We start from the raw sequence: 25,548 nt of genomic DNA, 5'->3' as shown, positions 1-25,548 counted from the left end.
CCGACTGTGCTCCGCGGAGGTTGGCGCAAGGTTGGTGCGCCGGAGCGGCAACCGGTGCCCGGTCGGAGGGTCAGTCGCCCAGGGCCGCCGTCAGCCGGCCCGCCGCGATCGCGCGCCGGGCGTCCCGCGGACCCAGCAGCCCGAGCGCGTGCTCGTGGATCTCCGTGTCGTACGGCGCCAGTTCGCCGTGGCGCAGCGCGTGCTCCGGGCGGGGACTCGCCAGGACGGCCTCGCGGACGGCCACCTCCAGGCGGGTGCGCCACTCGCCGATGCCGGGGGCCTCGGAGCGGGGGAGGAGCGGGCCGCCGTAGTGGTGCAGCGCGCCGTCGATGTCGCCCCGCTCCAGCGCGCGCAGCACCTCGACGGCGTCGCACGCCACGGGAACGGTCAGGGCGTAGCGCCGGGCGGAGACACCACCGCCCAGGGCCCGGCGCAGATGGGAGATCTCCGCCTTGACGGTGGAGGACGTCACCGGCCGGTCCCCGTAGAGCGCGGCGCGCAGCCGCTCCGCCGGGAAGCCGCCCGGCTCCAGCGCGAGCAGGGTCAGGATCTCCAACTGCCGCGGGCGCAGGGCGAGTCGGCGTCCTCCCTGGACGGCGTGCTCGGCACCCAGACACCTGATCCGCAGCCGGCCCGGCCGGGGAGGCTCGGCTGTCAGGCGGGCCTCGACGGTCGACACCAGGGTCCGCACGGTCGACATCGCCAGCGGGTGCGAGCGGTCCCAGGTGGTGGACAGGTCGAGCACGCCGAGGACCCGGCCGTCGGGAGCCCGTACGGGCGCGCAGTAGCAGACCCAGCCGTGCAGGGCCGACACCAGGTGCTCGGCGGAGAAGACGGAGCTGGGACGCCCCGTGCGCAGCGCGAGCGACAGGGCGTTGGTGCCCATCGCCTGCTCGTCCCAGCGGCCGCCGGGGGCGAAGTTGACCCGCTCGGCCCGGCGCCGCATGGTCGGGCCGCCGCAGGTCCACAGGATGGTGCCGGACTCGTCGGTGACGGCGGTGACGAACCCGGCGTCCTCGGCGATGCTGCGCAGTTCCCCGGCGAGGCCGGTGACCGGGCCGTACAGCGGCGAGGACGTCCACCGCTGCCGCACCGCCCCGCCGTCGGCGACCGGGGCGCTGTCCCGGCCCGGATCGACGCTGCCGAGCGAACGCGCCCAGGACTCCGTCACCTCGTGCCGCAGGCTCGGGCTGCCGCCCGGCCGCGTCCCCGGGACGCTCAGCCGCGGCACCCAGCGTGACCACTCGTGCTCCAGCACACTCCTGCGCTGTCGGAGGTCAGGGCGCTGTGACATGGGCTCTCCCTGCCGTCGTACCGTCGTCCCGGCGTCAGGTCAGTGTTACCGGACGCGCCCGCCCCGGTCGAGCGGTCGGGCAGCGCGGACGGCGAACGGTCCGGCCGTACGAGCGAGCAGACCGGCCGTGCGAACAGCGGACGGTCCGGCGGTACGAACAGCCAACCGTCCGGCGGCAGTTCGCCCCGGTGGCCGGGTGCCGCCGTCCGGGTGACGGGTTCACCCGGTCCGGCGGAACGGGACCGGCACCGCGTACCACCGGCGCGTGGTGCCGCGTTGACCGGGCATGGACAGCACGCAGACGGTGCGGCGCCCGCCCGATGACCAGGCCGCGTCCCGCTCGTACGCCCGACTCACCAGCGGTTACACGGGACATCCGGCGCTTCGCGCGGCACCGGCCACCGAGGGGCCGGTCAGTTCCGACGCCGTGCCGGAACACCGCGACGGGCAATGGGTCTCCTTCGCCGCCCCCGCCGACAGCGAGATCTGACGCGCCGGTGCCACCGGGGCCGCAGCCGGCCCCGGGGCCGGCCCGCTTCCGCCCGGAACGCCGGCTCACCAGCCGTCCGTCGCCGCGGGCTCCGCACTGGCCGGAGTCAGCACGGCGAGCGTGCCGGTGGCCTTCCGCAACGCCGCTTCCAGAGTGCCGGGCGCGTGCAGCGCGCCGGAACCGTCCGGCGGGACGAGCCACTCCAGCCGTCCGGCGGGGCGGTACGGCGGGGGCACGGCGATCCAGGAGCCCCGCCCCACGTGCCGGACCCCGTCCCCGACCCACTCGCTGACCGGGTCGGGCGGCAGGAGGAACCCCACCCGGCGCGCGGCGGAGTCCACCAGGGTGGGGCCGGGCAGGTTCGGCGGATCGCGCCACAGGATGTCCAGGGCGAGCAGTCCCAGCCGGTCGGGAACGCTGAGCACGTCCCAGTACCGCCCGGCCTCCACGAGCACCGTGCCCGAGCCGTGGTCCCACTCCCGCTTGCACGCCTGCGGGTCGGTGGCGGCCGCGGCGAGCCACTCGACGGCTTGTTTCCCCATGACGCTCCGCATGCTCACCCCAGGCACGGTCGGCGGCTCCGCGTCCGCGGGCGCGCGGGACACGGACCGGGGGCCCGCGGTGCTCCGCGTCCCGCCCGGCCACAGCCATGCTGGTAGATATTTCTACGTCCCGGAAGGGGTGGCGCGGCCTGGCGTTCCGGCCGGTGGGGCAACGGTCGGAAGCGGACGCCCGAGGGTCCGATCCGTACGACGCCGGTCACATCCGTGCGCCCAGTGACACGGTCCGGACCGGCGCACCGGCGGACCGCGGCGGCACGACGACGGCCCCGACCGGGAGACCGGTCGGGGCCGTGCGGGAGCGCGCCGGGTCAGCCGCGCTCGGCGTGCTTCTTCTTGATGCGGGCGGCCTCCTTGCGGACCTCCGCCTGGGTCGTGCGCTCCCGCTGGAGCCACTCGGGGTTCTCCTGCTTCAGCGCCTCGATCTGCTCGGTGGTGAGCGGCTCGGTCACGCCACCGCGGGCGAGACCCGCGATGGAGACGCCCAGCTTGGCCGCGACGACGGGGCGGGGGTGCGGCCCGTCGCGCCGCAGCTCCCGCAGCCACTGCGGGGGGTTCGCCTGCAGCTCGTTCAGCTCGGCGCGTGAGACGACACCCTCCCGGAACTCGGCGGGGGTGGCCTCGAGGTACACACCCAGCTTCTTCGCCGCGGTGGCGGGCTTCATCGTCTGGGTGCTCTGGTGCGACGTCATGCCGTCCAGCGTATCGAGCGTGCGCCGTGCCTCCGACCACGGCCACCGCCCGCGGCCGGACGGGGACGGTTGCGCGGCGTCACGGTCGCTGACCTGGGCCGGTAACCTGGCCGGGTGACAGACTCGGCAGCATCCCCCGCGTTCCGGCTCGCCTACGTCCCCGGGGTGATGCCCGACAAGTGGGTGCGCGTCTGGAGCCGGCGGCACCCCGAAGTCCCGCTGGAGCTCACGCAGGTGCCCGCGCCGGACGCGGCCGGACGGCTGCGCGCGGGGGAGGCCGACGCGGGCCTCGTCCGGCTGCCCGTGGACCGCGCGGTCTTCAGCGCGATCCCCCTGTACACGGAGCAGACGGTCGTCGTCGTGCCGAAGGACCATCTGGTCACGGCCGTCGACGAGGTCACGCCGCAGGACCTGTCCGACGACATCGTGCTGCACCCCCTCGACGACGTCCTCGACTGGGAGCACGGCCTGCCCGGGCGGCCCGCCGTCGAGCGGCCCGCCACCACGGCCGACGCGATCGAGCTGGTCGCGGCCGGCATCGGCGTCCTGATCGTCCCCCTGTCACTGGCCCGTCTGCACCACCGCAAGGACCTCACGCACCGTCCCCTGGAGGAGGCACCGGGGTCGAGCGTGGCTCTCGCCTGGCCCGAGGACGCGAAGACGGACCTCGTCGAGGACTTCATCGGCATCGTCCGCGGCCGGACGGTCAACAGCACGCGGGGCCGCACGCAGCCCCCGGCCCAGGAGAAGTCCCGGCGCGCGGGGCAGGACGGGACGCGGCGCAAGCCTGCGGCAGGCGGACGCTCCGGCGCCGACCGCCGCGGGAGCGGCGCCGCGGGAGGCGCGAAGGGCACGGCCAAGGGCGGCGCGTCGAGAGGCGGCACCTCGAAGGGCGCCGGAGGCACGCGGCAGGCCGGCGGAGGCGCCGGGAAGGGGAGCGGCAAGCGCGGCAAGCCCCGTCGGCGCTCCTGACGCCCGGGGGCCGGGTACCCGGCGCCGACGTCCGGCCCGGGCCCCGTCCGGCCCGGCCCGCGACCGGGGCGGCGCACCCGGGTCGTCCGCACGCGTGCGGGGCCCGGCCCGGACCCCGCGCTCCCCGCTCAGCCCGCTGTCGGGGACGGCTGCGGCGCGAAGGTCGGGTTGGGGGCGACCGTCTGGAAGTCCTTCAGGTTCTCGGGGACCGGCAGCACCCGGACCGGCGCGCCCGCCTGCGGCGGCGGGGGCGTCGTCTGGTCCTGCGGAAGCTTCGCCGGGGCGGTGATCTGGAAGGCCACCTGCTCGTGATTGACCAGGCCGGTCTTCTCCAGGATCGTGATGTGGTCGAGCACGGTGTCGTTGGTCTGGTCGGCGAGTTCCCGCACGAGGCTGTTGCGGGTGGTCGCCCGGATCTTGGCGATCGTGGGGAAGATGCCCCCGTGCGCCACGCGCATGATCGTCACCGCCGTGGAGTCGAACTCCTTGCCCGAGGCGCTCTCGGCCGTCGCCACGAACTGCTGCTGCTGCGGGGAGGGCTCGTTCGGCAGCGTGATGCCCAGGTCCGTGCCGAGCTTGCGGCACGACGCGTCGAGGCGGCCGTGTCCCACCAGCAGGTGCTTGGCGACCTCCTTCATCGCCGGCGTCGTGCCCTTCTCCATCGCCATCTGACCCAGCGGGTACTCCCACAGCCCGGCCGCACGCACCCGGACCACGAAGTCGCGGTCCGCCTCGGTCAGCGGGCCCCACTGGGTGTTCGCGATGATGCGGTCCTGGCTGGAAGCCGTGTTCTGCACGCCCAGCATGCTGGGATAGGCGAGCGCGGTGAGCGTAAGGATCATCGCACCGCCCACGAACGCGGTTCCTGCCGTGCTGCGCGAGATGCGCATCGTGCCTCCTGGAGATGAACGGCCCAACAGCAGGAGGTACGGACGGCGCAGGCGAAACAATCACCTCCGCCGCAAAAAAGTTCGTACACCCGCCCGGCGTCAGGACGGGGCAGCCGACTCCACGAGCCAGTCGTAGGCGCCGCGCGCCGTGAACTCCCGCTGTCCGCCCCGCAGCAGGAGGCCGGCCGTGGCGAACTCCGGGGCTGCGGCCTGCGCGGGGACGTACGGGACGGCGATGCAGCGCATGCCGGCCGCGTGCGCTGCGGCGGCGCCCGGAGCGGCGTCCTCGACGACGACGCAGTCGGCCGGGGACGCGCCGAGGCGGCGGGCCGCCTCGAGGAAGACGTCGGGTGCGGGCTTTCCGTGCGCGACCTCGTCGGCCGAGACCACCGTGTGCAGCTGCGCGTCGAGGCCGGTGCCGGTCAGCACCGCCGCGATCGCCTCCGGCGAGGATCCCGAGGCCACGGCCATGGGCACCTCCTCGGCGGCCAGGAGGTCCACGAAGGCGCGCATCTCCGGGAAGACGCGGGTGGCGCCGCGCGCCAGGTCCAGGTAGCGCCGGTTCTTCGCGGCGAGGAGCTCCTCCACCGTGGCCGGCAGGGCGTACCGCTCCTTCCAGTCCGCGACGGTCTCCTGCGTGCTGATGCCGACGTACCGCTCGTGGTCCGCCCAGGTGAAGTCGGGGACGCCGTGGGCGGCGAGGGTCTGCCGGCCGGCCTCGTAGTAGTTCGGCTCGCTGTCCACCAGCGTTCCGTCGAGATCGAAGATGACCGAAAGGCCGCGGAGCCTGCTCATGCCGCCATGCTCTCAAAGGTCATCCCCGGGCCGACCGCCCGATCGACTCCACCAGCGGGAGCAGCCGGTGCGCGACGCGCTCGCGCAGGGCGACCTCGGTGCGGGTGCGTACGACCCCGGGCATGCTGATCAGCTTCTGGACGACGTCCTCCAGGTGCGCGTTGTCCCGCGCCACCACCCGCGCCAGCAGGTCCCCGCCACCCGTGATCGAGAACGCCTCGACGATCTCCGGCACGGCCGCCAGCGCGTCGCCCACCTCGTCGAGATGCCCCTGGGTGACCTCGACGTGCACGAACGCCAGCACCGGATGCCCGAGCGCGGCGGGGGAGAGGGCCGGCGCGGTGCCGGTGATCACCCCGGTCCGTTCCAGCCGGTCGAGTCGCGCCTGGAGCGTGCCCCGGGCGACACCGAGGATCCGGGCGTACTCGCGCACGCTGGTACGCGGCTGCTCCAGCAGCAGCCGCAGGATGCGGGTGTCGAGCTCGTCCACGGGCATCGCACGTCCTCCTCGTCCGATGGCTCTGCCATGGCCGCTTCCGTGCGGTCCCGGCTGTGCCAATGGCCCAGTCTAGAAGCAGCGAGTTGAGCCACTGGCGGACGGGATGCTGATATGGGTGAGTCGATGGCGCTGCGGACTCCGCGGCGCCTTTTCCATGCCCACGCCACGTGCGGGGACGAAGGAGGCGGTAGGCGGTGCTGAAGAGGGTGTTCACGGCCCCGGATCCGGGGCGGACGCGGTTGCGGTTCGCCACGCGCGCGGTGCTCGGCATCGCACTGGCGGTCGCCCTGAGCGGCCTCGCCGGGCACTCCCTCACGGGCGCCGTCACCGGCGGCCTCGCCGCCCTGCTCGCCCTGTTCACCGTCACCGACGCCACCGTCCGCGGCCAGGCCGTCACCACCGCGCTGCTGCCCGCCGTCGGCCTGCCCGTCCTCACCGCGGCGGCCGTCCTCCACGACCATCCGGTCGCCCGGGACCTCACCTTCCTCGCCGTGGTCGGCGCGGGTGTGTACGCGCGCCGGTGGGGTCCGCGCGGCCACAGCCTCGGCGTCTTCGCCTTCATGAACTTCTTCGTGGCGCAGTTCCTGCACGCCACGACCGGCCAGCTGCCCGAGCTGTACGCCGCGGTCCTGCTGTCCGTCCTGGCCGCCGCCGCGGTGCGCTTCGGCCTGTGGTGCTACGAGCGGCGCCTGCCCCTGCCGGTGCCGCCCGCCCCGCCGGGCGGCACCGGCCTGGCCCGCGTCACCACCCGCCAGGCGGTCCAGGCCACCGCGGGCGCCGGCTTCGCCCTGATCGTGGGGCAGCTGGTGTCGGGGCAGCGCTGGTACTGGGCCGTCGGCGCCACCTGGTGGATCTTCGTCAACACCACCTCGCGCGGCGAGACCCTGGTCCGCGGCTTCCGGCGGCTGCTCGGCACGGTCATCGGCATCGGCCTCGGCCTGCTGGTGGCCGTGCCCGTCCACGGGGACCCGGTCGGCACCGCCCTGCTCGCGGCCGTCTGCGTCTTCGGCATCTTCTACACGGCGGCCGTCTCCTACACCTGGATGATGCTCTGGGTGACCCTGCTCGCCGGGCTGCTGTACGGCCTGCTCGGGGTGCTCGGGCCCGGACTGCTCGCCCTGCGGCTCGCCGAGACCGTCGTCGGGGCGCTGGGCGCGGTCCTGGCCGTGATCCTGGTCCTGCCCGTCACCACCCACAGCGTCACCGACGCCTGGATCCGGCGCGCGCTGGGCTGTGTGCACGCCTGCGCCACCGAGACCGCCCGGCGCCTGGCGGGTGCGCCCGACGCCGACCCGGCCCCGCGCGTGGCGGAACTGGAGCAGCTCCTCGCCCGGGTGCGGCTCTCGGTCGCCCCGCTGGTGCACCCCCTGAACCCCGTGCTCGGGCGCAAGCGGCGGGCCCGGCACGTCCTGGACCTCCTCGACGACTGCGCCCGGGAGATCCGCGGCCTGGTCGCCGTCGCCGCCGACCCGGAGGCCTCCCACGACGCCCGCCTCGCCGCGGCCTGCGCGCGCGTCGAGACGGCGGTCGAGGCCCTCACCGAGGGCCGCGACATCACCCTCGACGCCGACGGGCCGGCCGTCTCGGAGCCCGCTCTCGCCCACCTCCACGGCCTGGAGCGGGCCCTCGCCGAACTCGCCCGGCCCCTGCGCGCCCCCTCGGGCTCCCCACTGGTCGGCGCCTGAGGACACCAGGGCGCCCTTGACCCGTTGGTCTAGACCGCGCATGATCGGCTGCGCGGCCTTCCGGACGGCTCGCGACGAGAGGGGACAGCGGTGACGGACGGCAGACGGGCGTACATCGGATCGTTCACGACGGCCGGCGGCCCCGGCCTCGTCACCGCGCGGGTCGACGCCCACAGCGGCGCACTGACCGTCCTGAGCCGCCTGGACGACCTCGCCGACCCCTCCTACCTCGCCCTCGCGCCCGGCGGCGGCACGCTGTACGCCGTCAGCGAGACCTCCGAGGGCACGGTGACGGCGTACCGGGTCGGCGGGGACGAGCCGGAACCCGCCGGGCCCGCCGTCCGGGTCGGGGGCGGGCCCACGCACCTCGGCGTGTTCGCCGGACACGTCCTCACCGCCGACTACGGCTCCGGAAGCGTCACCGCCGTCCCCCTGCACCCCGACGGCACCCTCACCGGACCGGCGTCCGGCGCGCTGCGGCACACCGGATCGGGGCCCTGCCCGCAGCGCCAGGGGGAACCGCACGCCCACCAGGTGCAGGCCGACCCGAGCGGCCGCTGGGCCGTCAGCGTCGACCTCGGCACCGACTCGGTGCGGGTGTGCACCCTGGCCGACGGTGTTCCGGTCCTGCACCGGGAGACCGCCCTGGAGCCCGGCTCGGGACCCCGGCACCTGGCTTTCCACCCGGACGGCACGCGCGCGTACGTCGTCAACGAGCTGCACCCGTCCGTCACCGTCTGCCGCTGGGACGCGACCGCGGGCGTGCTCACCCCCCTCGCGGAAACCGGCGTCCTGCCCGGCGCGCCGGCGGGCGACGCCTACCCGTCGGGCATCGCCGTCTCCCGCGACGGCCGCTTCGTGTGGACCGCCACGCGCGGCGAGGACGTGCTGTCCGTCCTCGCCGTCGAGGGCGAGGACCTGCGGCTGGTCACCATGGTGCCCTGCGGAGGCCACTGGCCGCGGGCCCTCACGGCCCACGGCCGCCGGCTGTACGTCGCCAACGAGCGCTCCGGCGACGTCACCTGGTTCACGGTGGACCCCGACACCGGCGTCCCCCGCCGCGAGGGCTCGGTCGAGCTCCCGGCCGCGTCCTGCGTGGTCATCGGCTGACCGCGCCCGGCATACACGACGAAGGCCCGTTCCGCGCCGGAACGGGCCTTCTGCGTGCGGTGGGACGCCGGGCGTCAGCGCGCCGGCGTGCTCTGAGCCTGCTGCGGCGTGATGCCGAGGGCGGTCGTGTACTTGGCGAGGGCCAGCTTCCCGATCGCCGGGTACGCACCGAGCGACTCCGCGGCCGAGCACCCGGCCTCCTTCGCGGCCTCCTGGACCAGTCCCGGCTCGATCTCCGGGCCGATCAGGTAGGGCGCGAGGGCCAGCTGCTGCGACCCGGAGGAACGCAGCTGCTCGGCCACGGACGCGATGGAACCCTCCTGGTCCAGGGCCGCCGCCATCACCGGCACCGCAAGGCGGGCGGCGAGCAGCATGCCGGTGATCCCGGCCGCCTGCACCGCCTCGTCACCGCCCACGGACGCCAGGACGATGCCGTCGGCGGCGGTCGCCACGGTGAACAGCCGGGCGCGGTCGGCACGCGCCAGACCGGCCTCCGACAGCCGCACGTGCAGCGCCTCGGCGAGCAGCGGGTGCGGACCGAGCACGTCCGTCAGCTCGGCGGCGATCCGGCTCTCCATCACGGCCTGGCGGACCCGGCGCAGCAGCGCGCTGTCCGGGCCGGCGAGCAGCGGCACGACGACGGCGACCGGCCCGTCCGGCTCCCGCACGTCCAGACCCGCGGCGCGCGCCTGCTCGAAGCGGGCGGTGCGCTCCTCGGCGGCGTACGCGAGCACCGACTGCAGGGTCGGGAACTCCTCGTTGTCCCCGTCCAGGTACCCGATGCGGGCGTCGAGGCCGGGCAGCTCGGAGCGGGCGATGCTCACGACCTCCTCGGCGAGGCCGCGCGTGGCACCGCTGGGCGTGCCCGGGACCGCGAGGACGAGCGCCGGCGCGCCCTCGGGAGCCACCAGCGGCTCGGGGCGGCGGTGCCGTCCGGGCTGGCGGGGGCGCGGCATTCGTACTGGCAGGCCGGACGCGGGCCCAGTGGGGGAACTCATGGCGTCGCATGTTACTGGCTTCCTGGGCTCCCCTGTTCGGGGAGGGTGCAGGTGAGCGGTATCCGTCCCGTTTTGTCGGATGAGTTGCGTACGGTTCGGGTGTGATGGGGTCAATCGCCCGTCAGGGTGGTCACGCTGAGCAGGGCCTCGTCCTCGGGCAGGGCGAGGGAGCCGGCGCTCAGCTCGGTCGCCAGGCGCACCGCGCCGTGCAGGGGATCTCCCTCCGCGGGCACCCGGCGCACCTGCGGCAGCCGCTGCGCCAGTTCCTCGTCGAGCGGTCCGAGCAGCACCTCGCCCATCCTGAACAGTCCGCCGGTGGCCGCCACGTACGGTTCCCCGCCGCGCGGGCACACCGCTGCCAGGGAGTCGGCCATGTGCCGGGCCGCCGCACGCAGGATGCTCGCGGCGACCGGGTCCTCGTCGGCGCACTCAGCCACCCGGGGCGCGAAGGACGCGAGGACGGCGGGCCGGTCGGGACGCGGGTACAGCGCGCCGGGCAGCTCCGCCGCCGGCCCGAACGCCTCCTCGGCACGGGCCAGCAGCCGGGCGGAGCCGCCCTCCCGGCCGTCGTGGGCGCGCAGCGCGGCCTCCAGCCCGGCCCGTCCGATCCACGCCCCGCCTCCGCAGTCGCCCAGCAGGTGCCCCCAGCCGTCCGCCCGGCGCCAGCCGGCCAGATCCGTGCCGATCGCGATCAGGCCGGTGCCGCCCGCGACGACGGCACCCGGACGGGTGCCCAGGGCACCCGCGTAGGCCGTCACCGCGTCGGCGGCCAGCGCCAGCCGCCGCACACCCAGTTCGCGCGCCAGGGCGCCGGGCAGCTCCGCGCGCAGCGCCTCGCCCAGGGTGGCGAGCCCGGCCGCGCCCACGACGGCGGTGGTCAGCCGTACCGGACCGGCCTCCGCCGCCGACGCGCGGGCGAGCGGCAGGAGTTGCGACAGGAAGTGCTCGGGGTCGATGCCCCGGGCGCCGGTGCGGACCGGTTCGGCGGAGGACCGCCGGGTCAGCGGCCCGCGCCCGGCGGTCCCCACCACCACCCGGAGGCCGGACCCGCCGGAGTCCACGGCGAGGAACCCGCAGTCCACGGGACGCGACACGACCCCTCCTTCACGGCGGGCCGGCCGCGCCTTCCGCCCGGCCCCGGCCCGCGAGCTCGACGGGGAGGAACACTAGCGGCGTGCCCGCGGCAGGGGGCGACGACCCGGCGCCGGCGCCGGTGCACGGTGTCTGCCAGTAGAGTGACGCGTCGTGGCACCACGACCGTTGCACGAACTTGTCGAAGCAGGGTGGGCGAAGGCCCTGGAACCCGCGGCCGAACGCATCGCCGCCATGGGGGACTTCCTCCGGGCCGAGATAGCGGCGGGCCGGACCTACCTGCCGGCCGGCGCCCATGTCCTGCGCGCCTTCCAGCAACCCTTCGACGACGTCCGCGTCCTGATCGTCGGGCAGGACCCCTACCCCACACCGGGGATGGCCATCGGCCTGAGCTTCGCCGTGGCGCCGGAGGTGCGCTCGCTGCCGGGGAGCCTGGAGAACATCTACCGCGAGATGCACTCCGACCTGGGCCTGCCCCGCCCGTCCAACGGCGACCTCACACCGTGGACGCGGCAGGGTGTCCTGCTGCTCAACCGGGCCCTCACCACCGCGCCCCGCAAACCGGGCGCGCACCGCGGCAAGGGCTGGGAGGAGGTCACCGAGCAGGCGATCCGGGCGCTGGCCGCACGCGGCAAGCCGCTGGTGTCGATCCTGTGGGGCCGCGACGCGCGCAACCTGCGCCCCCTGCTGGGCGACCTCCCGGCGATCGAGTCGGCCCACCCCTCACCGATGTCGGCTGACCGCGGCTTCTTCGGCTCACGCCCGTTCAGCCGGGCCAACGACCTGCTGATGAAGCTGGGCGGCCAGCCGGTCGACTGGCGGCTTCCGTAACCTCGCCGCGCCGCCGGGGCCGCCCCTTGCGCAGTTTCGGCGACCGCGACCGGCGGTCGCCGGGGTGCCCCGGACCACGGGCGGGGCCCGTCGGCCGCCTCAGCGGGACGCCCCGTTCGACTCAGCCGACGACCGCTGCGCGTACGCACAGCACGTCCGGCAGGTGCGAGGCCACCTGCTGCCAGCTGTCCCCGTCGTCCGCCGAGGCGAACACCTCGCCGTTGCGGTTGCCGAAGTAGACGCCCGCCGGGTCCGCGTCGTCCGTGCACATCGCGTCCCGCAGCACCGTGCCGTAGTGGTCGTCACGGGGCAGGCCCGCCGACAGCGGCTCCCAGCTCTTGCCCGCGTCCGCCGTCCGGTAGACCCGGCAGCGGCGGTCCGCCGGGACCCGGTCGGCGTCGGCGTTGATCGGGAACGTGTACGCCGTGTCGCCCCGGTGCGGATGGGCCGCCACCGCGAAACCGAACGTCGACGGCAGGCCCTCGCCGATGTCCGTCCAGTGCGCGCCCGCGTCGTCACTGCGGTACACGCCCCAGTGGTTCTGCAGGTACAGCCGGTCCGGGTCCGCCGCGTCCCGGGCGACCTTGTGCACGCACTGGCCGAACTCCGGGTTCGGGTCGGGCAGGAACACCGCCGACACACCGGAATTGGAGGGTGACCAGCTCGCGCCGCCGTCCAGGGTGCGGAACACTCCGGCGGTCGAGACGGCCACCGTCACCGCTCCGGGGTCGCGCGCGTCGGTGAGCACCGTGTGCAGGCCCTCGCCGCCACCGCCCGGCACCCACTTCGCGCGCGTCGGGTGCTCCCACAGCGGCCGCACGAGGTCGAACGTCTCGCCCCGGTCCTCCGAGCGGTACAGCGCGGCCGGTTCCGTACCCGCGTACACCACGTCGGGTTCGGCCGCCGCCGGGTGCAGCTGCCACACCCGCTCCAGGGACGCGCCGGTGTCCTTGGGGAACTTGACGGCCGGCCGGGCCGGTTCGGTCCACGACCGGCCGAGGTCGTCGGAGTGGAACACGGACGGGCCCCAGTGCGCGCTGTCGCCGCCGGCCAGCAGCCGCGGGGACGCGGTGCGGGTGTCGATGGCGACCGAGTACACGGCCTGCGCGTTGAAGTTGGGACTCTCGTCGAACTCCCAGGCCCCGCCGTCCCGGCGGCGCCCGATGAACAGGCCCTTGCGCGTGCCCACGGCGAGCAGTACCTCGGTCATGCCGATCACCTCCGCGGCGTCACCGTCGACGCCTTCTCCTCCGACATCGGCCAGTCTGCACCCCACCACTGACAGTCACCTCCGGACCGGGTTGCGGCGCAGGTCAGCGGGGTGTCGCGCGCTGCCGCGCCGGCGCCCGCCTCCCACCTGGGTCGGTGCACTGAGCATCGGCAGGCCCCGGCGCGTATGGGGAGGACGGCGGCCCCACCGGCCGCCGGTGAGGAGGTGCCCTCGATGGCATGGCGGGGTCCGACGATGTGGCTGTGGCGCTGGCGCCGCAATCCGCTCAAACGCCCGGCCGACAGGCTGGAGACCTGGGTCCTGCTGGGCGTGTGGACGCTCACCGTCGTCGCCGGGGTGCTCGCCGGGACGCACGTGTGCCGCTCGGTCGAGGAGGGACTGGCCCGTGAGCGCGTCGAGTGGCGTCCCGCGATGGCCCGCCTCGCCGAGCGAGCTCCGGGAGCGCCGGTCCGGGACCGCGGCTCGTCCCCTGCCGACCAGGTCTGGGCGACGGCCCGGTGGACGGCGCCCGACGGCTCCGTGCGGACCGGCCTGCTCCGGGTCCCGGAGGGCAGCCCCGCCGGGACGCCCGTCACCGTGTGGACGGACCCGGAGGGCCGCCGGGTGACCCGCCCGCTGACCGCGTCCCAGGCACGCTTCCGCGCGGTGCTGACCGGCGGGGTGGCGGGCGTCTGCGCCGCGGCCGTTCCGCTGCTCTTCGGCGGCGTGGTGGGCCGCCGCCTGGAGCGCCGCCGCATCGACTCCTGGGACGCCGCGTGGGCCCGCTTCGACCCGCTGTGGGGCCGCACCGCGGGGTGAGGACCCGGACGGACGGCCGACGCCACGGGCCCACCGCCGCCGGGCCCCACGCCACCCTGCGAAGCACCTCCACGGGGCTGCTTCGCGTGCTTCGCCCCGGCCGGCGCCGCGGCCCCGTCCCACGGACGCCGCGGCAACCCGGGACGAAGCGCAGCGGCACTTCTCCTCGCCCGGTCCCGACAGGTCCGTGCCCCGCCGCACCCCGGCCCCCCGACGTGCCTACCCCGCCGCCCCCAGCGCCTCCCCGCACAGCCGCAGCAGCACCAGGTCCTCGTGGAGGGCGCGGCCGCCCGCGAGGTCGGTTCTGTGCCGCCGGGGGGAGGCGAGTTCCTCGCGGAGCAGGCCGTGCAGGGGTGCGCCCTCCTGCCCCAGGGAGGCGGCGCACCCGGCGATCACCACGCGCGTGTGCGGATGGTCGGTCCAGCAGGCGCGGAGGACGGGCAGGACCCGGTCCGCTTCGCCCGTGGTCCGCCACACCGCGCACGCTGCCGTCGCTCGCTCCAGCGGGTCGCCGGAGCCCGCCAGGCGGCGCAGTTCCGGCAGGGCCGGCCGGGCCGCCGGTCCGAGCCGCGCGAGGACGGCCGCCGCGCGGCGCCGCCGGTCCCTCCCCGGCGCCGCCACCTCCCGCAGCAGCGCGGGCACGACCGCGTCCGCGTCTCCGGTGACCGACCACAGGGCCTCCGCGGCGGCGACGGCACAGCCGGTCACCAGCAACGCCCGCAGGTCCGGGACCGCTTCCCGCGCCTCCCCACCGAAGGCGCCCAGGGCGTCGACCGCCGCGTGCACGACGGCCTCACGGCCCCGCGCCCGCTCCGGCATGCCACGCAGCAGCCGCAGAACCCAAGGCAGGGAGGAGACGTCGCCCAGGGACCCGAGCGCCGCCAGCAGGGGGACGGCCTGCTCGTGGGTGCAGGGGCTGTCCGGCGGCACGCGGGCGAGCCGTCGCCGCAGGGCCGGGGCAAGGGGCGCGGCCGCCGGGCCCAGGTGGGGTATGACCCGGCCGAGATCGTGCGGCACGACCGGACCGGCCAGCACCTCGGCCAGCACCGGCGTGGCACGCGCGTCGCCCGCTCGCGCGAGGGCCTTGAGCGCACCGCCCAGAGCGGGGCCGCCCCGCTCGCCGTGCCGTATGCGGAACTCGGGGCGGGACGTCACCAGGGCGTGCAGAGGCCCGGCGGCGGGTGCCGCGAGGGCGTGCAACTCCGCCAGGACGGTCACCGCGGCATCGTGCAACCGGTCCTCGCGGCACCCGAGTTGCGCACCGACGAGGGCGACCGGCCGCTCGTGACCGTCGCGCCACTCCCGGACGAACCCGGCCGCCATCCACACCCCGTTGCACCGGTCGACGGGGTCGGGACTCGACAACTGCCCGCACAGCAACTCCGCCCGGTCGGCCAGGCGGCTCCCGAGCCCGGAGTGCAGGGCGCGCAGCAGCCGGGAGCCCTCCTCGTCGGACGGACGCAGCCGCCGCAGCCGCCCGGCGAGGGTCTCGGGGCCGGGATCGCCGCAGGCGTGGCCCTGCGCGGTCCGCCGACCGGATCTCTCCCTGAGCAGCCCGACGGCGACCGGGACCACATCGCCGGGCAGCCGCCCGGGGGCGCACCCGGCGAGCTGGCCGAGGGCGGCGAGCCGCAGGGACGGGCCGTACGGAGGCCCGCTCAGCGCCTGAAGCAGGCGCACGGCCTCGGCGCCGTGGTCGGGGCCGAGGCGTAACCGGTGCCGGCGGGGCGACCGGGCCGCGGCGTGCCCGTGCCGCCGGACGAACAGGCCGAGGGCCTCCGCCAGGGCCGTCAGCACCCGGTCGTCCCGCTCCACGAGGATGCGCTCCCGCAGCAGCGACAGCACCCGGCCCGGCCCGTCGAGGAACCGCACCAGCGCCCCCGGCACCACCCGGCGCACCCCGCTGTCGGCGTCCCCCGCGAGCCGTACGAACACCTCGGCACGCGCGCGGAGCGCGGCCCGGGCCCGTGCGGCGAGCGCGTCGCCGTCACCGCCGAGGTCGCCGATGCTGACGAGGAGTTCCAGGACCTCCGCCCGGTCCGGCACCTCCTCGCGGACGGCGAGCGAGAGGATGAACGGGACGCACGCGAGTGTCGCGTCGTACACGTCCCCCCGCCGGTGCACGGCGCCGTACATCCCGTCGAGCGCGGTCCCCCGCTCGGCGGGATCGGCGGAGGCCAGTCCCCGCAGCAGTCCGGGCATGTCCTGCGCACTGCCGTCCGCGTGCCGCAGCGAGGCCCAGTCGACCTCGTCGATCCCCCTGAACACGTTGTCCTCCCCAGGCGAAGTGCCGACTGACGGGGAGTCTGCACCACGGCACCGACAACGAAGCGGAAGCAGGGGGTGACTGTGCGCAATCTGTCTGCTGGTTGGCTGACTGTGGGTCAGTCGCCGGGCAGCGCCCGCTCCACGACCGCGTCGAGGGCCGCCCCCTCCGGCAGTGTCCCGAAGGCGTGCCCCCAGTCGCCGCCGAGCCGGGTCGCGCAGAAGGCGTCGGCGACCGCGGGCGGGGCGTACCGCACCAGCAGCGAGCCCTGGAGCGCCAGAGCCATGTCCTCGACGAGGCGGCGTGCCGTCGTCTGCGTCGCCTCCGTCAGCTGCTGCTTCAGCCGTGCCACCGCCGCGTCCAGCCGGGCGTCCGCGCCGCGTGCCAGGGCGAGTTCGCCGAACAGGGCGTCGGCCGTGCCGGGTTCGCGGCCCAGCGCCCGCAGCACGTCGAGCGCGTTGACGTTCCCGGAGCCCTCCCAGATGGACAGCAGGGGTGCCTCGCGGTAGTGCCGGGGCATGCCCGAGTCCTCGACGTAGCCGTTGCCGCCGAGGCACTCCAGGGCCTCGGCCGTGAAGGCCGGACCGCGCTTGGTCACCCAGTACTTGCCCACGGCCGTGGCGATCCGGCGGAACGCGCTCTCCCGCGCGTCCCCCCGGACGGCCCGGTCGGCCGCCCCGGCCAGGCGCAGTGTCAGCGCTGTCGCGGCCTCCGACTCCAGCGCGAGGTCGGCCAGGACGTTGCGCATCAGCGGCTGGTCCAGCAGCCGTGCGCCGAACGCCCTGCGGTGCCGCGCGTGGTGCCCCGCCTCCACCAGGGACTTGCGCATCAACGCGGCCGACATCGTCACGCAGTCCAGACGCGTGCAGTTGACCATCTCGATGATCGTCTTGACGCCGTGCCCCTCGGGGCCGACCAGCCAGGCCACCGTGCCGTCGAACTCGGGCTCCGAGGAGGCGTTGGACCGGTTGCCCAGCTTGTCCTTCAGGCGCTGGATGCGGAACGTGTTGCGGGTGCCGTCCGGCAGCACGCGCGGCACCAGGAAGCAGGACAGACCGTCCGGGGCCTGGGCCAGCACCAGGAACACGTCGCACATGGGCGCGGAGGTGAACCACTTGTGCCCGCGCAGGGTGTACACCCCGGGTTCGGCCGTGGGCGTGGCCCTCGTGGTGTTCGTGCGGACGTCGGAGCCGCCCTGCTTCTCGGTCATCCCCATGCCGGCGAGCAGCCCCCGCTTCTCGGTGGGCTCGCGCAGGGCGGGGTCGTACTCGCGGCTGGTCAGCAGCGGCTCGTAGAGCTTGGCCAGCTCCGGCTGGCGGCGCAGGGCGGGGACGGCCGCGTACGTCATGGAGGTCGGGCAGCCGTGTCCCGCCTCGGTGTGGCCCCAGACCAGGCCGCCGGCCGTCCGGGCGACGTGCGCGCCCGGCCGGTCCTCCGCCCAGGGCGCGCCCGCCAGTCCTTCCGCGACGGCCGTCCGCATCAGGTGGTGCCAGCTCGGATGGAACCGGACCTCGTCGACGCGGTTGCCGTACCGGTCGTGCGTGTGCAGCTCCGGCTCGTGCCGGTTGGCCAGATCCGCCCACTCCTGCGCCTGGACGCTGCCGGCCTGCCGGCCCAGCCGCCGCAGGTCCGCCTCGGCCCAGCCGGCGCCCTCCCGCCGCAGCCCCTCCAGCAGTGCCGCGTCCTCGGAGGCGTCGTACGGGGTGAGGGGCGGGGCCTGGTTGGTGACGTCGTGCGTGGCGGGTGAGCCGTACGCCCGCGGTTCCTCTGGTGTCGAGACCATGCGCCGAGTGTTGCACTCCTTCTACGGCCGCAGCAATAGTGCAACATCGCAGGGTGCCGCGTACAGTACGTGACCATGCCCAGGAACGTGCCCGCGCGGTCCGGCGCGCTCGATCTGCGCCCCCTGTCCGCGCGGTCGGTCGTGCTGAGCCTGCTGCTCGGCACGCACCCCCCGGAGCTGGCGACCCGGGAGCTGGTGCCGCTCGTCGAGGGGTTCGGCGTCGGGGGTTCCACCCTGCGCGCGGCGCTCAGCCGGATGGTGGCCGCCGGCGATCTGCGGCGCACCGACGCCGGTTACCGTCTCAACGACCGTCTGCTGGACCGTCAGCGCCGCCAGGACGACGCCGTACGGCCCCGCACGCGTGCGTGGGACGGCGACTGGGAGATGGCCGTCGTCACCGCGACCGGCCGGGGGCCCGCCGCACGCGCCGATCTGAGGACCCGGCTGACCGGCCTGCGGCTGGCCGAACTGCGCGAGGGCGTCTGGCTCAGGCCCGCCAATCTCGCCCGGGAGCTCCCCGCGGACCTGGGTGAGGTCGTCCAGCGGTACACGGCCCGGCCCGAGCGCCCCGCCCGCGAACTCACCGCGTCGCTGTGGCCCCTGGACACCTGGTCCGGCACGGCCCGGGACCTCCTCGCCCACATCGCCGGGGCGGACCGGCCCGCCGACCGCCTCACCGCGTACGCCGCGGTCGTCCGGCATCTGCTCGCCGATCCGGTGCTGCCCCCGAGCCTCCTGCCGGCCGACTGGCCCGGGGACGAACTGCGTGCCGCCTACACCGCCTACCAGCGGGAGCTGACCGGGGCGGTGCACGCGCGCGTGCGCGGCACATGACCCGGAAGGCGCCCGGAAGGCACCCGGAAGGCGCCCGGAAGGCGCCCGGTCGGCTCGACCGGCTGGGGCGGGGGTGCCACGACGTGGACGGCCGTGCGCAGCGCCCGCCGGGGCGCTCCGCACGGCCGCCGTCACCGTGGGGGGAGGTCTCCCCGGACTACCGGTAGGTGATGTCCGAGGTGGAGTACAGGCAGTTCTTGCTGTCCGGGCCGGACCCGACCGCGGTGTTGTTGTTGTACTTCTGGCAGGGCACGACCTTGCGCGCGGAGTCGTTGCGGATCGTGATGCCGCGCAGGGTGGCCACGTCGTTGCGGTTGACGTTGATGCCGACGAGCCGCGCGGTGGATCCCGTGCCGGTCACGTCGATGGTGTCGAGGTTGACCTTGCGGGTGTACTGCGTGGAGCAGTCGCCGCAGGAGCGGTAGAGCGTTTTGAACTCCTGCACCGCGAAGCCGGAGATGTTGAGCGTGCCACCGCCGTTGTGCTGGAAGACCTTGTCCGCCGCCTTCTTCGCCCCTCCGCCGATCACGTGGTAGGTGGCGCCGGTGCCGCCGCGGAAGGTCGCGGCGTCCTCGCCGACGTCCTCCCACCAGACGTTCTGCAGCGTGCAACTGCCCTCGCAGTGGATGCCGTCGGCGGCCGGGGCACCCAGGACGACGTTCTTCAGCACCGCGCCGTCCGCGAGCCGGAAGATGGGGTCCTGGCCCTCCTCCTGGCCGTCGCCGGCCAGGTCGCCCGTGCCGTAGTACCGCTTCATCCCGTAGTCCTTGGTGCCGGACACGGCGATGGTGGAGGAGGTGCCCTGGCTGCCGTTGGGTGTGGGCCAGGTGGCGGCGCTCGCCGTCGGGGCCTGCATGGTCATGACCATGCCAATGGAAAGGCCGAGGATGGCCATAGTGCCGATCGGTGCGCGCCCGCGGGCGCGCGGTCGGGTCGCAATCGTCATGGTCCCGATTCCTTCTGTCGTGGGGGCCGATCAGGTTCGGGTGGTTCATGTACACGGACGACGGTCAAGCTGTCGTCCGGTGCGGTTGCGTGTGTGTCCCGGTATGCATCTACATCCACCAAGGCGTGCAGCTCATGGCGTCGGGCAGGGTGCGGCGGGCGCCCTGTGCGGACGCATCCGGGTCAACCCACTGAACGGAACGTAGACGGTAAGCGCTTTCTGGTCAACGCCTCGCGCAGAACACATCCGGCCGTCCGTCCGGCCGGTCGGGGTCGGCCGTCATGGTGGGGGAGTGCTCGCCCCGGAACGGCGAAACCGGCCGCGCTCGCGCCCCGGGGGGCGAGCGCGGCCGGTCGACGGCGAGTGCGGCCGGTCCGCGGGGCGTGCGGGGGTCGACGGCGGGTGCGGGGGTCGGCTCAGACCGAGCGGTGGTACTGGTCCGGCACGTGCACCTCGCCCCCGAGCTCCCGTGCGGCGTGCCGGGCCCATGAGGGGTTGCGCAGCAGTTCACGGCCCAGCAGGACGGCGTCCGCCTCGCCGTTGGCCAGGATCTTCTCCGCCTGCTCGGCGTCGGTGATCATGCCGACGGCGGCGACCGGGAGGCCCGTCTCGGCGCGGACCCGGGCGGCGAAGGGCACCTGGTAGCCGGGGCCGGTGGGGATGTGGACCCCGGAGGCGTTGCCGCCGGTGGAGACGTCCAGCAGGTCGACTCCGTGGGCGCGCAGATCGCCGGCGAGGCGAACGGTGTCGTCCGCCGTCCAGCCGCCCTCGTCGAGCCAGTCGGTCGCCGAGATGCGGAAGAACAGGGGCTTGTCGTCCGGCCAGACGGCGCGAACGGCGTCGACGACCTCGAGCGCGAAGCGGGTGCGGTTCTCGTAGGAGCCGCCGTAGGCGTCGGTGCGCTGGTTGGAGTGGGGTGAGAGGAACTCGTTGATCAGGTAGCCGTGGGCGCCGTGGATCTCCGCGATCTCGAAGCCGGCGGCCAGTGCCCGCCGGGCCGCGTCCGCGAACTGCCGCACCACGTCCCCGATCTGTGCGGCCGTCAGCTCGGCCGGGACCGGGTGCCGCTCGTCGAAGGCGATCGCGCTGGGGGCGACGGAGTCCCAGCCGTGGCCTTCCGGGCCGACCGGGGCGCCGCCCTTCCACGGGCGCTCCGTCGACGCCTTGCGGCCGGCGTGGGCCAGCTGGATCGCCGGGACCGTGCCCTGCTCCCGCAGGAAGCGGGTGATCCGGCGGAAGGCCGCCACCTGCGTGTCGTTCCAGATGCCGAGGTCGTACGGCGAGATGCGGCCCTCCGGGGACACGCTGGTGGCCTCGACGATGACGAGGCCCGTGCCGCCGGTGGCGCGGGCGGCGTAGTGGGCGAAGTGCCAGTCGGTCGGGGCGCCGGCCTCCGGACCCTCCGGCGCGGCCGAGTACTGGCACATCGGGGGCATCCACACGCGGTTCGGGATCGTCACATCGCGCAGGGTGAAGGGCTCGAAGAGCGCGGTCACGGCGGACTCCGTTCGTCAGGGGGCCGAGGTCTCCTCGTACGATAGCCTTCGTAGTACGGCGAGTGTCAAACTACGAAGGTTCTCGTACCATGGGAACTCCCGAGGAAGTGAGGCCGTCGTGACGACCCCCGCCGTGAGTAGCCGTGCTCTGCCGCATCCCGCACGGGACGAGGTCCGGCTGGAGGGTGTGCTGCACGCGCTGTCCGATCCGATGCGGCTGCGTATCGTGCGGGAACTGGCCGCCGCGGTGGGGGAGTTGTCCTGCTCCCACTTCGAGCTGCCGGTGACCAAGTCGACGACGACCCACCACTTCCGGGTGCTGCGGGAGAGCGGGGTGATCCGGCAGGTGTACCGCGGGACCGCCAAGATGAACGGGCTGCGGCGCGACGATCTGGACGCCCTGTTCCCCGGTCTGCTGGACGCACTGCTGGAGGCCGCGGCCCGGCAGGCCGCCCGCCTCGCGGACTGACGGTCCGGCGGGCGTCCGGGCGGTCGGAAGTACGCGTGCGCCGCCGCCGCGGCTGCGCTGACAGGGTGCAGTGCGCCGCCGGGGACGCGTGTCCGATCTGTAGGGAATGTGATCATGCGGTTACGTTCCGTGTGTGGTCGAAGCATCCTTTCTTCATCTTTCTGATCGCTCTCCCGCGGACGGTGCGGTGTCCGTGCGCCCCGCGTGGGAAGTGCGGGAGAGCGAGGGCGCCACGCGCTGGTTCGAGTTGCGTCTGGCCTTCGCGGACGGAGCCCGTGTCGACGCGCTGGCACTGGTGGCCGGCGGAACCGTCTGCGTCGAGGAGGTGCGCGCCCAGCCCGCGCTGACCCTGGACGATCTGGCGGTGCTCGCCGACTGGATCGAGGAGTCGGTCGCCGGGGCGTGCGCCGCCGGGCCCGAGGCCGGGGGAGACGGCCCGGGCCGCCGGGCGAGGCCGGTACCCCCGCGTGGCGCCGAGGGGCGGCAGCTCGTCGCCCGGGAGTACCGCGCAGCCCAGCGGTCCGGAACCGACCCGGTCCTCGCCGTGATGTCCGCGACCGGTCATGGCCGCCGCACCTCCCTCAGGCTGATCGGCCAGGCCAGGGACGCCGGTCTGCTGCCGGCGCGCCGGGCCAGACGCTGACCTTCCGGCCCGCACGGCGCCCGGCCGGACCCCCACCCGGCCGCGCCGGGCGAGCCGCTCAGAGCATGTTCCGCATACGGGTGATCTCGCTCGTCTGCTGCGCGATCACCTCGTCCGCCATCTCCTCGACGCGGATGTTGTTGCCCTCCCCCTTCACCTCCGTGGCCATGGTGATCGCCCCCTGGTGATGGGTCGTCATCAGGGTGAGGAAGAGGTGGTCGAACGCGCTGCCCTCGGCCGCGCGGAGCTTCTTCAGCTGGGCCTCGGCCGCCATGCCGGGCATCGCCGCGTGGTCGTGCCGCTCGGCCCTCAGCGGTCTGCCGTACGACTTCAGCCAGCCCTTCATGGCCTCGATCTCCGGCTTCTGCCCGGCCGCGATGCGCTCGGCGATGCGCTCGACGTCCTTCGACTCGGCCCGCTCCTGCACGAGTCCGGTCATCTCCAGCGCCTGCGTGTGGTGCTGGATCATCATGCGGACGTAGGAGACGTCGGCCGAGTTGGGGGAGTCGTTCTCCGCGTGCCGGTCCGCCACCTCCTCGGGGGACAGGGTGCGGTTGGCCTCACCGGGCCCGCCCGGCGCGATCACCGCCGGGCCGTCCGCCGCCTTCCCGTCCGAGCCCGAGTCGCAGCCTCCCGCGCCGAGCACGGTCAGGACGACCAGCCCCGTCACGACGGCGGACGCGCGGGACGTACGGGACGCACGGCGGAAGAGCACAACGACCTCCTGGGGCGGGCGGGTTGGGGCGCACCGCGTGGTGCCGACGGCGTACTGGCACGCTTCCGCGGGTCATTGATCGCAAAACTTCATTGCGATTCTGTTGCCCCCTATTGGTATGTGCATGGCGAAGACGATACTGCGTGGTGCGTGAACCGTTCCGCAGCGAACGGAACCAGGGAGGAAAACAGTGATCCTGTTGAACGACCGCAGAACACGCCGCAGACGACTGGGAGTCGTCGCAGCCGCCGGCGGAATGCTGGCCGCGCTCCTCACGGCTGCTCCGGCAGGGGCCACCCCCGACCCCGGGGACGCGCCGCCCGCGCCGAAGGAGGTCTCCAGGAACGCCCAGGCCGAGGTGCGCGACGCCATCCGGAACGGCGACATACCCGGCCAGGACGAGATCGTCCGGTCCGACAACATCCGGCACGTGGCGCACGTCCCCAAGGACGCGCTGAAGGGCACGAACTCCGACCTGGCCTTCCAGGGCAGGTACGCCTTCGCCGGCAACTACGACGGCTTCCGCATCTTCGACATCAGCAACCCCAGGGCGCCGAGGACCGTCGCCGAAGTCCTGTGCCCCGGCTCGCAGAACGACATCTCCGTCTCCGGTGACCTGCTGTTCCTGTCCACCGACTCCTCGCGCAGCGACAGCAGTTGCTCCAGCACCACCCAGCCGGCGACCGAGAAGTCCTCGTGGGAGGGCATGAAGGTCTTCGACATCAGCGACAAGCGCAACCCGAGGTACGTCGCCGCCGTCGAGACCGCCTGCGGCTCGCACACCCACACGCTGGTGCCCGAGCGCCGCAACGTGTACGTGTACGTCTCCTCGTACTCGCCCAACGCCGCCTACCCCGACTGCCAGCCGCCGCACGACGGCATCTCCGTCATCAAGGTGCCGCGCCACGCCCCCGAGAAGGCCCAGGTCGTCGGCTTCCCCGTGCTGTTCCCCGGTGAGGGCCCGGACGGCGGCGGCAACCCGGGCGGCCCGGTCAACCCGGGGGTCTCCAAGACCACGGGCTGCCACGACATCACGGTGCTCCCGTCCGAGGACCTGGCCGCGGGCGCCTGCATGGGCGACGGCATCCTCTTCTCCATCAAGGACCCGGAACGCCCCAAGGTCATCGACCGGGTCCAGGACAACGTCAACTTCGCGTTCTGGCACTCCGCGACGTTCAACCAGCGGGCGAACAAGGTCGTCTTCACCGACGAGCTGGGCGGCGGCGGCGGGGCCACCTGCAACGCCCAGGTCGGCCCGAACCGCGGCGCCGACGGCATCTACGACATCGTCGGCAAGGGCGACCAGCGCAAGCTCGTCTTCCGCAGCTACTTCAAGATCCCCCGCCACCAGGCGGACACCGAGAACTGCGTCGCCCACAACGGCTCGCTCATCCCGGTCAAGGGCAGGGACATCATGGTCCAGGCCTGGTACCAGGGCGGTGTCTCCGTCTGGGAGTTCACCGACTCGGACCGGCCGAAGGAGATCGCCTACTTCGACCGCGGCCCGCTGACCACCGACACGATCACGACGGCCGGCTCCTGGTCGGCGTACTACTACAACGGCTACATCTACTCGAACGAGATCGCCCGGGGCTTCGACGTGCTGAAGGTCGACGACCGGCGCACGGATCCGGCCCGCCGGGTCCACCAGCGTGAGCTCAACGTGCAAACCCAGCCCGACTACTTCGACTGATCCGCCGGGCCGCACCGCGGTGCGGCCCCCGTCGCGAAGAACCGCGACAGATCGTCGTCGCAGTCCCCGCCGGAGGCCCCGGCCTCCGGCGGGAGACCCAGCTCCCAGTCGAGCCGGTAGCGCTTGAACAACTCGGCCCGCAGCACCGGGACCGGCATCGGCACGCCCGGCACCAGGGCCGCGTACACCGCGCCCATCAGCAGGGCCCGCATCATGGGGTAGTCCCGGTCGACGTCCTCGGAGCCGTGCCGCGCCATCGTGTCGCGCAGCAGCTCCGCCAGCCGGCGCTGCTCCGGGCACTGCATGAAGCCCTCGGTGTCCAGGATCCCCGCCATGTGCTGGCGCATCAGCACCGGCCGGTCGCGGGCGAGGCCCAGGACGGCGTCGATGGCCCGGGCCATCCGCTCCCGGCCGTCGTCGGTGCGCGGCTCGCGCTCCAGCGCCTCCTCCAGCGTGCGGTGCATCAGCCGGTGCACGGCGGACTGGACCAGCTGCCGCTTGCCCGGGAAGTAGTACGACACCAGGCCGCGCGCCGAGCCGGCCCGGTCCGCGATGTCGCCGAGCGTGGTGGCCTCGTAGCCGCGCTCGCCCACGAGCTCGACCGCCGCCTGCAGGAGCCGCTCCCGGGAACGCCGCCGCAACTCTTCATTGACCGAGGCGCTGCGCGGGGACATCCTGTAACTCCTGCGTTGACTGGCTGCCAGCCAACTATACTCGGAGGGTGTCCGGCCGGACCGCTCGGTCCTGGCCGGCGATGCCGTCTGCC

The 25,548-nt window shown here is 74.4% G+C and carries 25 protein-coding genes; 10 read left to right on the top strand and 15 right to left on the bottom strand.

The features are described 5' to 3' along the window. Positions 1-70 precede the first annotated feature (70 nt). On the bottom strand, positions 71-1,294 hold the full coding sequence (locus ACZ6ZN_RS24750) for a GAF domain-containing protein (protein WP_469649501.1): 1,224 nt from the start codon (positions 1,292-1,294) through the stop codon (positions 71-73). Between the two features lie 286 nt (positions 1,295-1,580). Between ACZ6ZN_RS24750 and ACZ6ZN_RS24745 the strand changes: the two genes are divergently transcribed. Then, positions 1,581-1,784: a hypothetical protein gene (locus tag ACZ6ZN_RS24745; protein ID WP_469649498.1), complete on the top strand. Its 204-nt coding sequence runs from the start codon at positions 1,581-1,583 to the stop codon at positions 1,782-1,784. 65 nt (positions 1,785-1,849) lie between these two features. On the opposite strand, the gene ACZ6ZN_RS24740 is transcribed toward ACZ6ZN_RS24745, so the two are convergent. Further along, the gene (locus ACZ6ZN_RS24740; protein WP_451878214.1) at positions 1,850-2,338 is read right to left on the bottom strand and encodes a hypothetical protein; all 489 of its coding nucleotides are present in this window, start codon (positions 2,336-2,338) and stop codon (positions 1,850-1,852) included. Between the two features lie 317 nt (positions 2,339-2,655). Further along, positions 2,656-3,036, bottom strand: a complete 381-nt coding sequence (locus ACZ6ZN_RS24735; RefSeq protein ID WP_398108504.1) for a DUF5997 family protein — start codon at positions 3,034-3,036, stop codon at positions 2,656-2,658. A 114-nt stretch (positions 3,037-3,150) separates the two neighbouring features. Between ACZ6ZN_RS24735 and ACZ6ZN_RS24730 the strand changes: the two genes are divergently transcribed. After that, positions 3,151-4,008, top strand: a complete 858-nt coding sequence (locus ACZ6ZN_RS24730; RefSeq protein ID WP_469649495.1) for a LysR family transcriptional regulator substrate-binding protein — start codon at positions 3,151-3,153, stop codon at positions 4,006-4,008. Positions 4,009-4,136: 128 nt separating this feature from the next. Here ACZ6ZN_RS24730 and ACZ6ZN_RS24725 read toward each other — a convergent pair whose 3' ends face one another. The 3 genes from ACZ6ZN_RS24725 to ACZ6ZN_RS24715 form a co-directional block, all read right to left on the bottom strand. Continuing rightward, on the bottom strand, positions 4,137-4,898 hold the full coding sequence (locus tag ACZ6ZN_RS24725; RefSeq protein ID WP_398108502.1) for a DUF4142 domain-containing protein: 762 nt from the start codon (positions 4,896-4,898) through the stop codon (positions 4,137-4,139). A gap of 99 nt (positions 4,899-4,997) precedes the next feature. Next, on the bottom strand, positions 4,998-5,693 hold the full coding sequence (locus tag ACZ6ZN_RS24720; RefSeq protein WP_469649492.1) for an HAD family hydrolase: 696 nt from the start codon (positions 5,691-5,693) through the stop codon (positions 4,998-5,000). Between the two features lie 19 nt (positions 5,694-5,712). Beyond that, a complete protein-coding gene (locus ACZ6ZN_RS24715) occupies positions 5,713-6,189 on the bottom strand; it encodes an Lrp/AsnC family transcriptional regulator (protein WP_333929967.1) in 477 nt (158 codons plus the stop codon). 197 nt (positions 6,190-6,386) lie between these two features. Here ACZ6ZN_RS24715 and ACZ6ZN_RS24710 point away from each other — a divergent pair, with 197 nt between their 5' ends. Further along, on the top strand, positions 6,387-7,877 hold the full coding sequence (locus ACZ6ZN_RS24710; RefSeq protein ID WP_451878190.1) for an FUSC family protein: 1,491 nt from the start codon (positions 6,387-6,389) through the stop codon (positions 7,875-7,877). Positions 7,878-7,967: 90 nt separating this feature from the next. Next, positions 7,968-8,987: a lactonase family protein gene (locus ACZ6ZN_RS24705; RefSeq protein WP_469649490.1), complete on the top strand. Its 1,020-nt coding sequence runs from the start codon at positions 7,968-7,970 to the stop codon at positions 8,985-8,987. A gap of 74 nt (positions 8,988-9,061) precedes the next feature. Here the strand turns inward: ACZ6ZN_RS24705 and ACZ6ZN_RS24700 are convergent, their stop codons facing one another. Both ACZ6ZN_RS24700 and ACZ6ZN_RS24695 read right to left on the bottom strand, forming a co-directional pair. Further along, positions 9,062-9,985: a sirohydrochlorin chelatase gene (locus ACZ6ZN_RS24700; RefSeq protein ID WP_398108498.1), complete on the bottom strand. Its 924-nt coding sequence runs from the start codon at positions 9,983-9,985 to the stop codon at positions 9,062-9,064. A gap of 110 nt (positions 9,986-10,095) precedes the next feature. Next, positions 10,096-11,067 (bottom strand): N-acetylglucosamine kinase, encoded by a 972-nt coding sequence (locus tag ACZ6ZN_RS24695; protein ID WP_469649850.1) that lies wholly within the window; start codon positions 11,065-11,067, stop codon positions 10,096-10,098. A gap of 163 nt (positions 11,068-11,230) precedes the next feature. Between ACZ6ZN_RS24695 and ACZ6ZN_RS24690 the strand changes: the two genes are divergently transcribed. Next, a complete protein-coding gene (locus ACZ6ZN_RS24690; protein ID WP_398108496.1) occupies positions 11,231-11,908 on the top strand; it encodes a uracil-DNA glycosylase in 678 nt (225 codons plus the stop codon). Between the two features lie 121 nt (positions 11,909-12,029). Here ACZ6ZN_RS24690 and ACZ6ZN_RS24685 read toward each other — a convergent pair whose 3' ends face one another. Next, complete coding sequence (locus ACZ6ZN_RS24685) at positions 12,030-13,187, bottom strand: WD40/YVTN/BNR-like repeat-containing protein (RefSeq protein WP_469649487.1); 1,158 nt, start codon at positions 13,185-13,187, stop codon at positions 12,030-12,032. 165 nt (positions 13,188-13,352) lie between these two features. Between ACZ6ZN_RS24685 and ACZ6ZN_RS24680 the strand changes: the two genes are divergently transcribed. Next, a complete protein-coding gene (locus ACZ6ZN_RS24680; protein WP_469649484.1) occupies positions 13,353-13,937 on the top strand; it encodes an Rv1733c family protein in 585 nt (194 codons plus the stop codon). Between the two features lie 219 nt (positions 13,938-14,156). On the opposite strand, the gene ACZ6ZN_RS24675 is transcribed toward ACZ6ZN_RS24680, so the two are convergent. Further along, entirely contained in the window at positions 14,157-16,205 is a 2,049-nt protein-coding gene (locus ACZ6ZN_RS24675; RefSeq protein WP_469649482.1) for a HEAT repeat domain-containing protein, read from the bottom strand. A 116-nt stretch (positions 16,206-16,321) separates the two neighbouring features. After that, positions 16,322-17,986, bottom strand: a complete 1,665-nt coding sequence (locus ACZ6ZN_RS24670) for a DNA alkylation response protein (RefSeq protein ID WP_469649480.1) — start codon at positions 17,984-17,986, stop codon at positions 16,322-16,324. A 75-nt stretch (positions 17,987-18,061) separates the two neighbouring features. Here ACZ6ZN_RS24670 and ACZ6ZN_RS24665 point away from each other — a divergent pair, with 75 nt between their 5' ends. Beyond that, a complete protein-coding gene (locus ACZ6ZN_RS24665; RefSeq protein WP_469649477.1) occupies positions 18,062-18,820 on the top strand; it encodes a PaaX family transcriptional regulator C-terminal domain-containing protein in 759 nt (252 codons plus the stop codon). 157 nt (positions 18,821-18,977) lie between these two features. Here the strand turns inward: ACZ6ZN_RS24665 and ACZ6ZN_RS24660 are convergent, their stop codons facing one another. Beyond that, a complete protein-coding gene (locus ACZ6ZN_RS24660; protein WP_469649475.1) occupies positions 18,978-19,766 on the bottom strand; it encodes a pectate lyase in 789 nt (262 codons plus the stop codon). Between the two features lie 416 nt (positions 19,767-20,182). Next, positions 20,183-21,262 (bottom strand): NADH:flavin oxidoreductase/NADH oxidase, encoded by a 1,080-nt coding sequence (locus ACZ6ZN_RS24655; protein WP_469649472.1) that lies wholly within the window; start codon positions 21,260-21,262, stop codon positions 20,183-20,185. A 118-nt stretch (positions 21,263-21,380) separates the two neighbouring features. On the opposite strand from ACZ6ZN_RS24655, the gene ACZ6ZN_RS24650 reads away from it, so the two are divergent. After that, positions 21,381-21,731, top strand: a complete 351-nt coding sequence (locus ACZ6ZN_RS24650) for an ArsR/SmtB family transcription factor (protein ID WP_398108488.1) — start codon at positions 21,381-21,383, stop codon at positions 21,729-21,731. Between the two features lie 187 nt (positions 21,732-21,918). Next, on the top strand, positions 21,919-22,374 hold the full coding sequence (locus tag ACZ6ZN_RS24645; RefSeq protein ID WP_469649469.1) for a DUF6214 family protein: 456 nt from the start codon (positions 21,919-21,921) through the stop codon (positions 22,372-22,374). 58 nt (positions 22,375-22,432) lie between these two features. On the opposite strand, the gene ACZ6ZN_RS24640 is transcribed toward ACZ6ZN_RS24645, so the two are convergent. Further along, complete coding sequence (locus ACZ6ZN_RS24640) at positions 22,433-23,089, bottom strand: DUF305 domain-containing protein (RefSeq protein WP_469649467.1); 657 nt, start codon at positions 23,087-23,089, stop codon at positions 22,433-22,435. A gap of 190 nt (positions 23,090-23,279) precedes the next feature. Here ACZ6ZN_RS24640 and ACZ6ZN_RS24635 point away from each other — a divergent pair, with 190 nt between their 5' ends. Next, the gene (locus ACZ6ZN_RS24635) at positions 23,280-24,782 is read left to right on the top strand and encodes an LVIVD repeat-containing protein (RefSeq protein WP_469649463.1); all 1,503 of its coding nucleotides are present in this window, start codon (positions 23,280-23,282) and stop codon (positions 24,780-24,782) included. On the opposite strand, the gene ACZ6ZN_RS24630 is transcribed toward ACZ6ZN_RS24635, so the two are convergent. Continuing rightward, a complete protein-coding gene (locus tag ACZ6ZN_RS24630) occupies positions 24,770-25,456 on the bottom strand; it encodes a TetR/AcrR family transcriptional regulator (RefSeq protein WP_398108484.1) in 687 nt (228 codons plus the stop codon). The two genes, ACZ6ZN_RS24635 and ACZ6ZN_RS24630, sit on opposite strands and share 13 nt — an antisense overlap. Between the last annotated feature and the right edge of the window lie 92 nt (positions 25,457-25,548).

This window comes from Streptomyces sp. NPDC053665, from assembly GCF_055585285.1.
Note: the sequence above shows the minus strand (reverse complement) of the source record. Positions and strands in the feature narration are given on the sequence as shown.

Coding starts and splice junctions, on each gene's coding strand:
- ACZ6ZN_RS24745 (WP_469649498.1), top strand. CDS start 1,581: ATGGACAGCACGCAGACGGTGCGGCGCCCGCCCGATGACCAGGCCGCG.
- ACZ6ZN_RS24680 (WP_469649484.1), top strand. CDS start 13,353: ATGGCATGGCGGGGTCCGACGATGTGGCTGTGGCGCTGGCGCCGCAAT.
- ACZ6ZN_RS24715 (WP_333929967.1), bottom strand. CDS start 6,189: ATGCCCGTGGACGAGCTCGACACCCGCATCCTGCGGCTGCTGCTGGAG.
- ACZ6ZN_RS24665 (WP_469649477.1), top strand. CDS start 18,062: ATGCCCAGGAACGTGCCCGCGCGGTCCGGCGCGCTCGATCTGCGCCCC.
- ACZ6ZN_RS24630 (WP_398108484.1), bottom strand. CDS start 25,456: ATGTCCCCGCGCAGCGCCTCGGTCAATGAAGAGTTGCGGCGGCGTTCC.
- ACZ6ZN_RS24735 (WP_398108504.1), bottom strand. CDS start 3,036: ATGACGTCGCACCAGAGCACCCAGACGATGAAGCCCGCCACCGCGGCG.
- ACZ6ZN_RS24740 (WP_451878214.1), bottom strand. CDS start 2,338: ATGCGGAGCGTCATGGGGAAACAAGCCGTCGAGTGGCTCGCCGCGGCC.
- ACZ6ZN_RS24670 (WP_469649480.1), bottom strand. CDS start 17,986: ATGGTCTCGACACCAGAGGAACCGCGGGCGTACGGCTCACCCGCCACG.
- ACZ6ZN_RS24660 (WP_469649475.1), bottom strand. CDS start 19,766: ATGACGATTGCGACCCGACCGCGCGCCCGCGGGCGCGCACCGATCGGC.
- ACZ6ZN_RS24700 (WP_398108498.1), bottom strand. CDS start 9,985: ATGAGTTCCCCCACTGGGCCCGCGTCCGGCCTGCCAGTACGAATGCCG.
- ACZ6ZN_RS24725 (WP_398108502.1), bottom strand. CDS start 4,898: ATGCGCATCTCGCGCAGCACGGCAGGAACCGCGTTCGTGGGCGGTGCG.
- ACZ6ZN_RS24720 (WP_469649492.1), bottom strand. CDS start 5,693: ATGAGCAGGCTCCGCGGCCTTTCGGTCATCTTCGATCTCGACGGAACG.
- ACZ6ZN_RS24750 (WP_469649501.1), bottom strand. CDS start 1,294: ATGTCACAGCGCCCTGACCTCCGACAGCGCAGGAGTGTGCTGGAGCAC.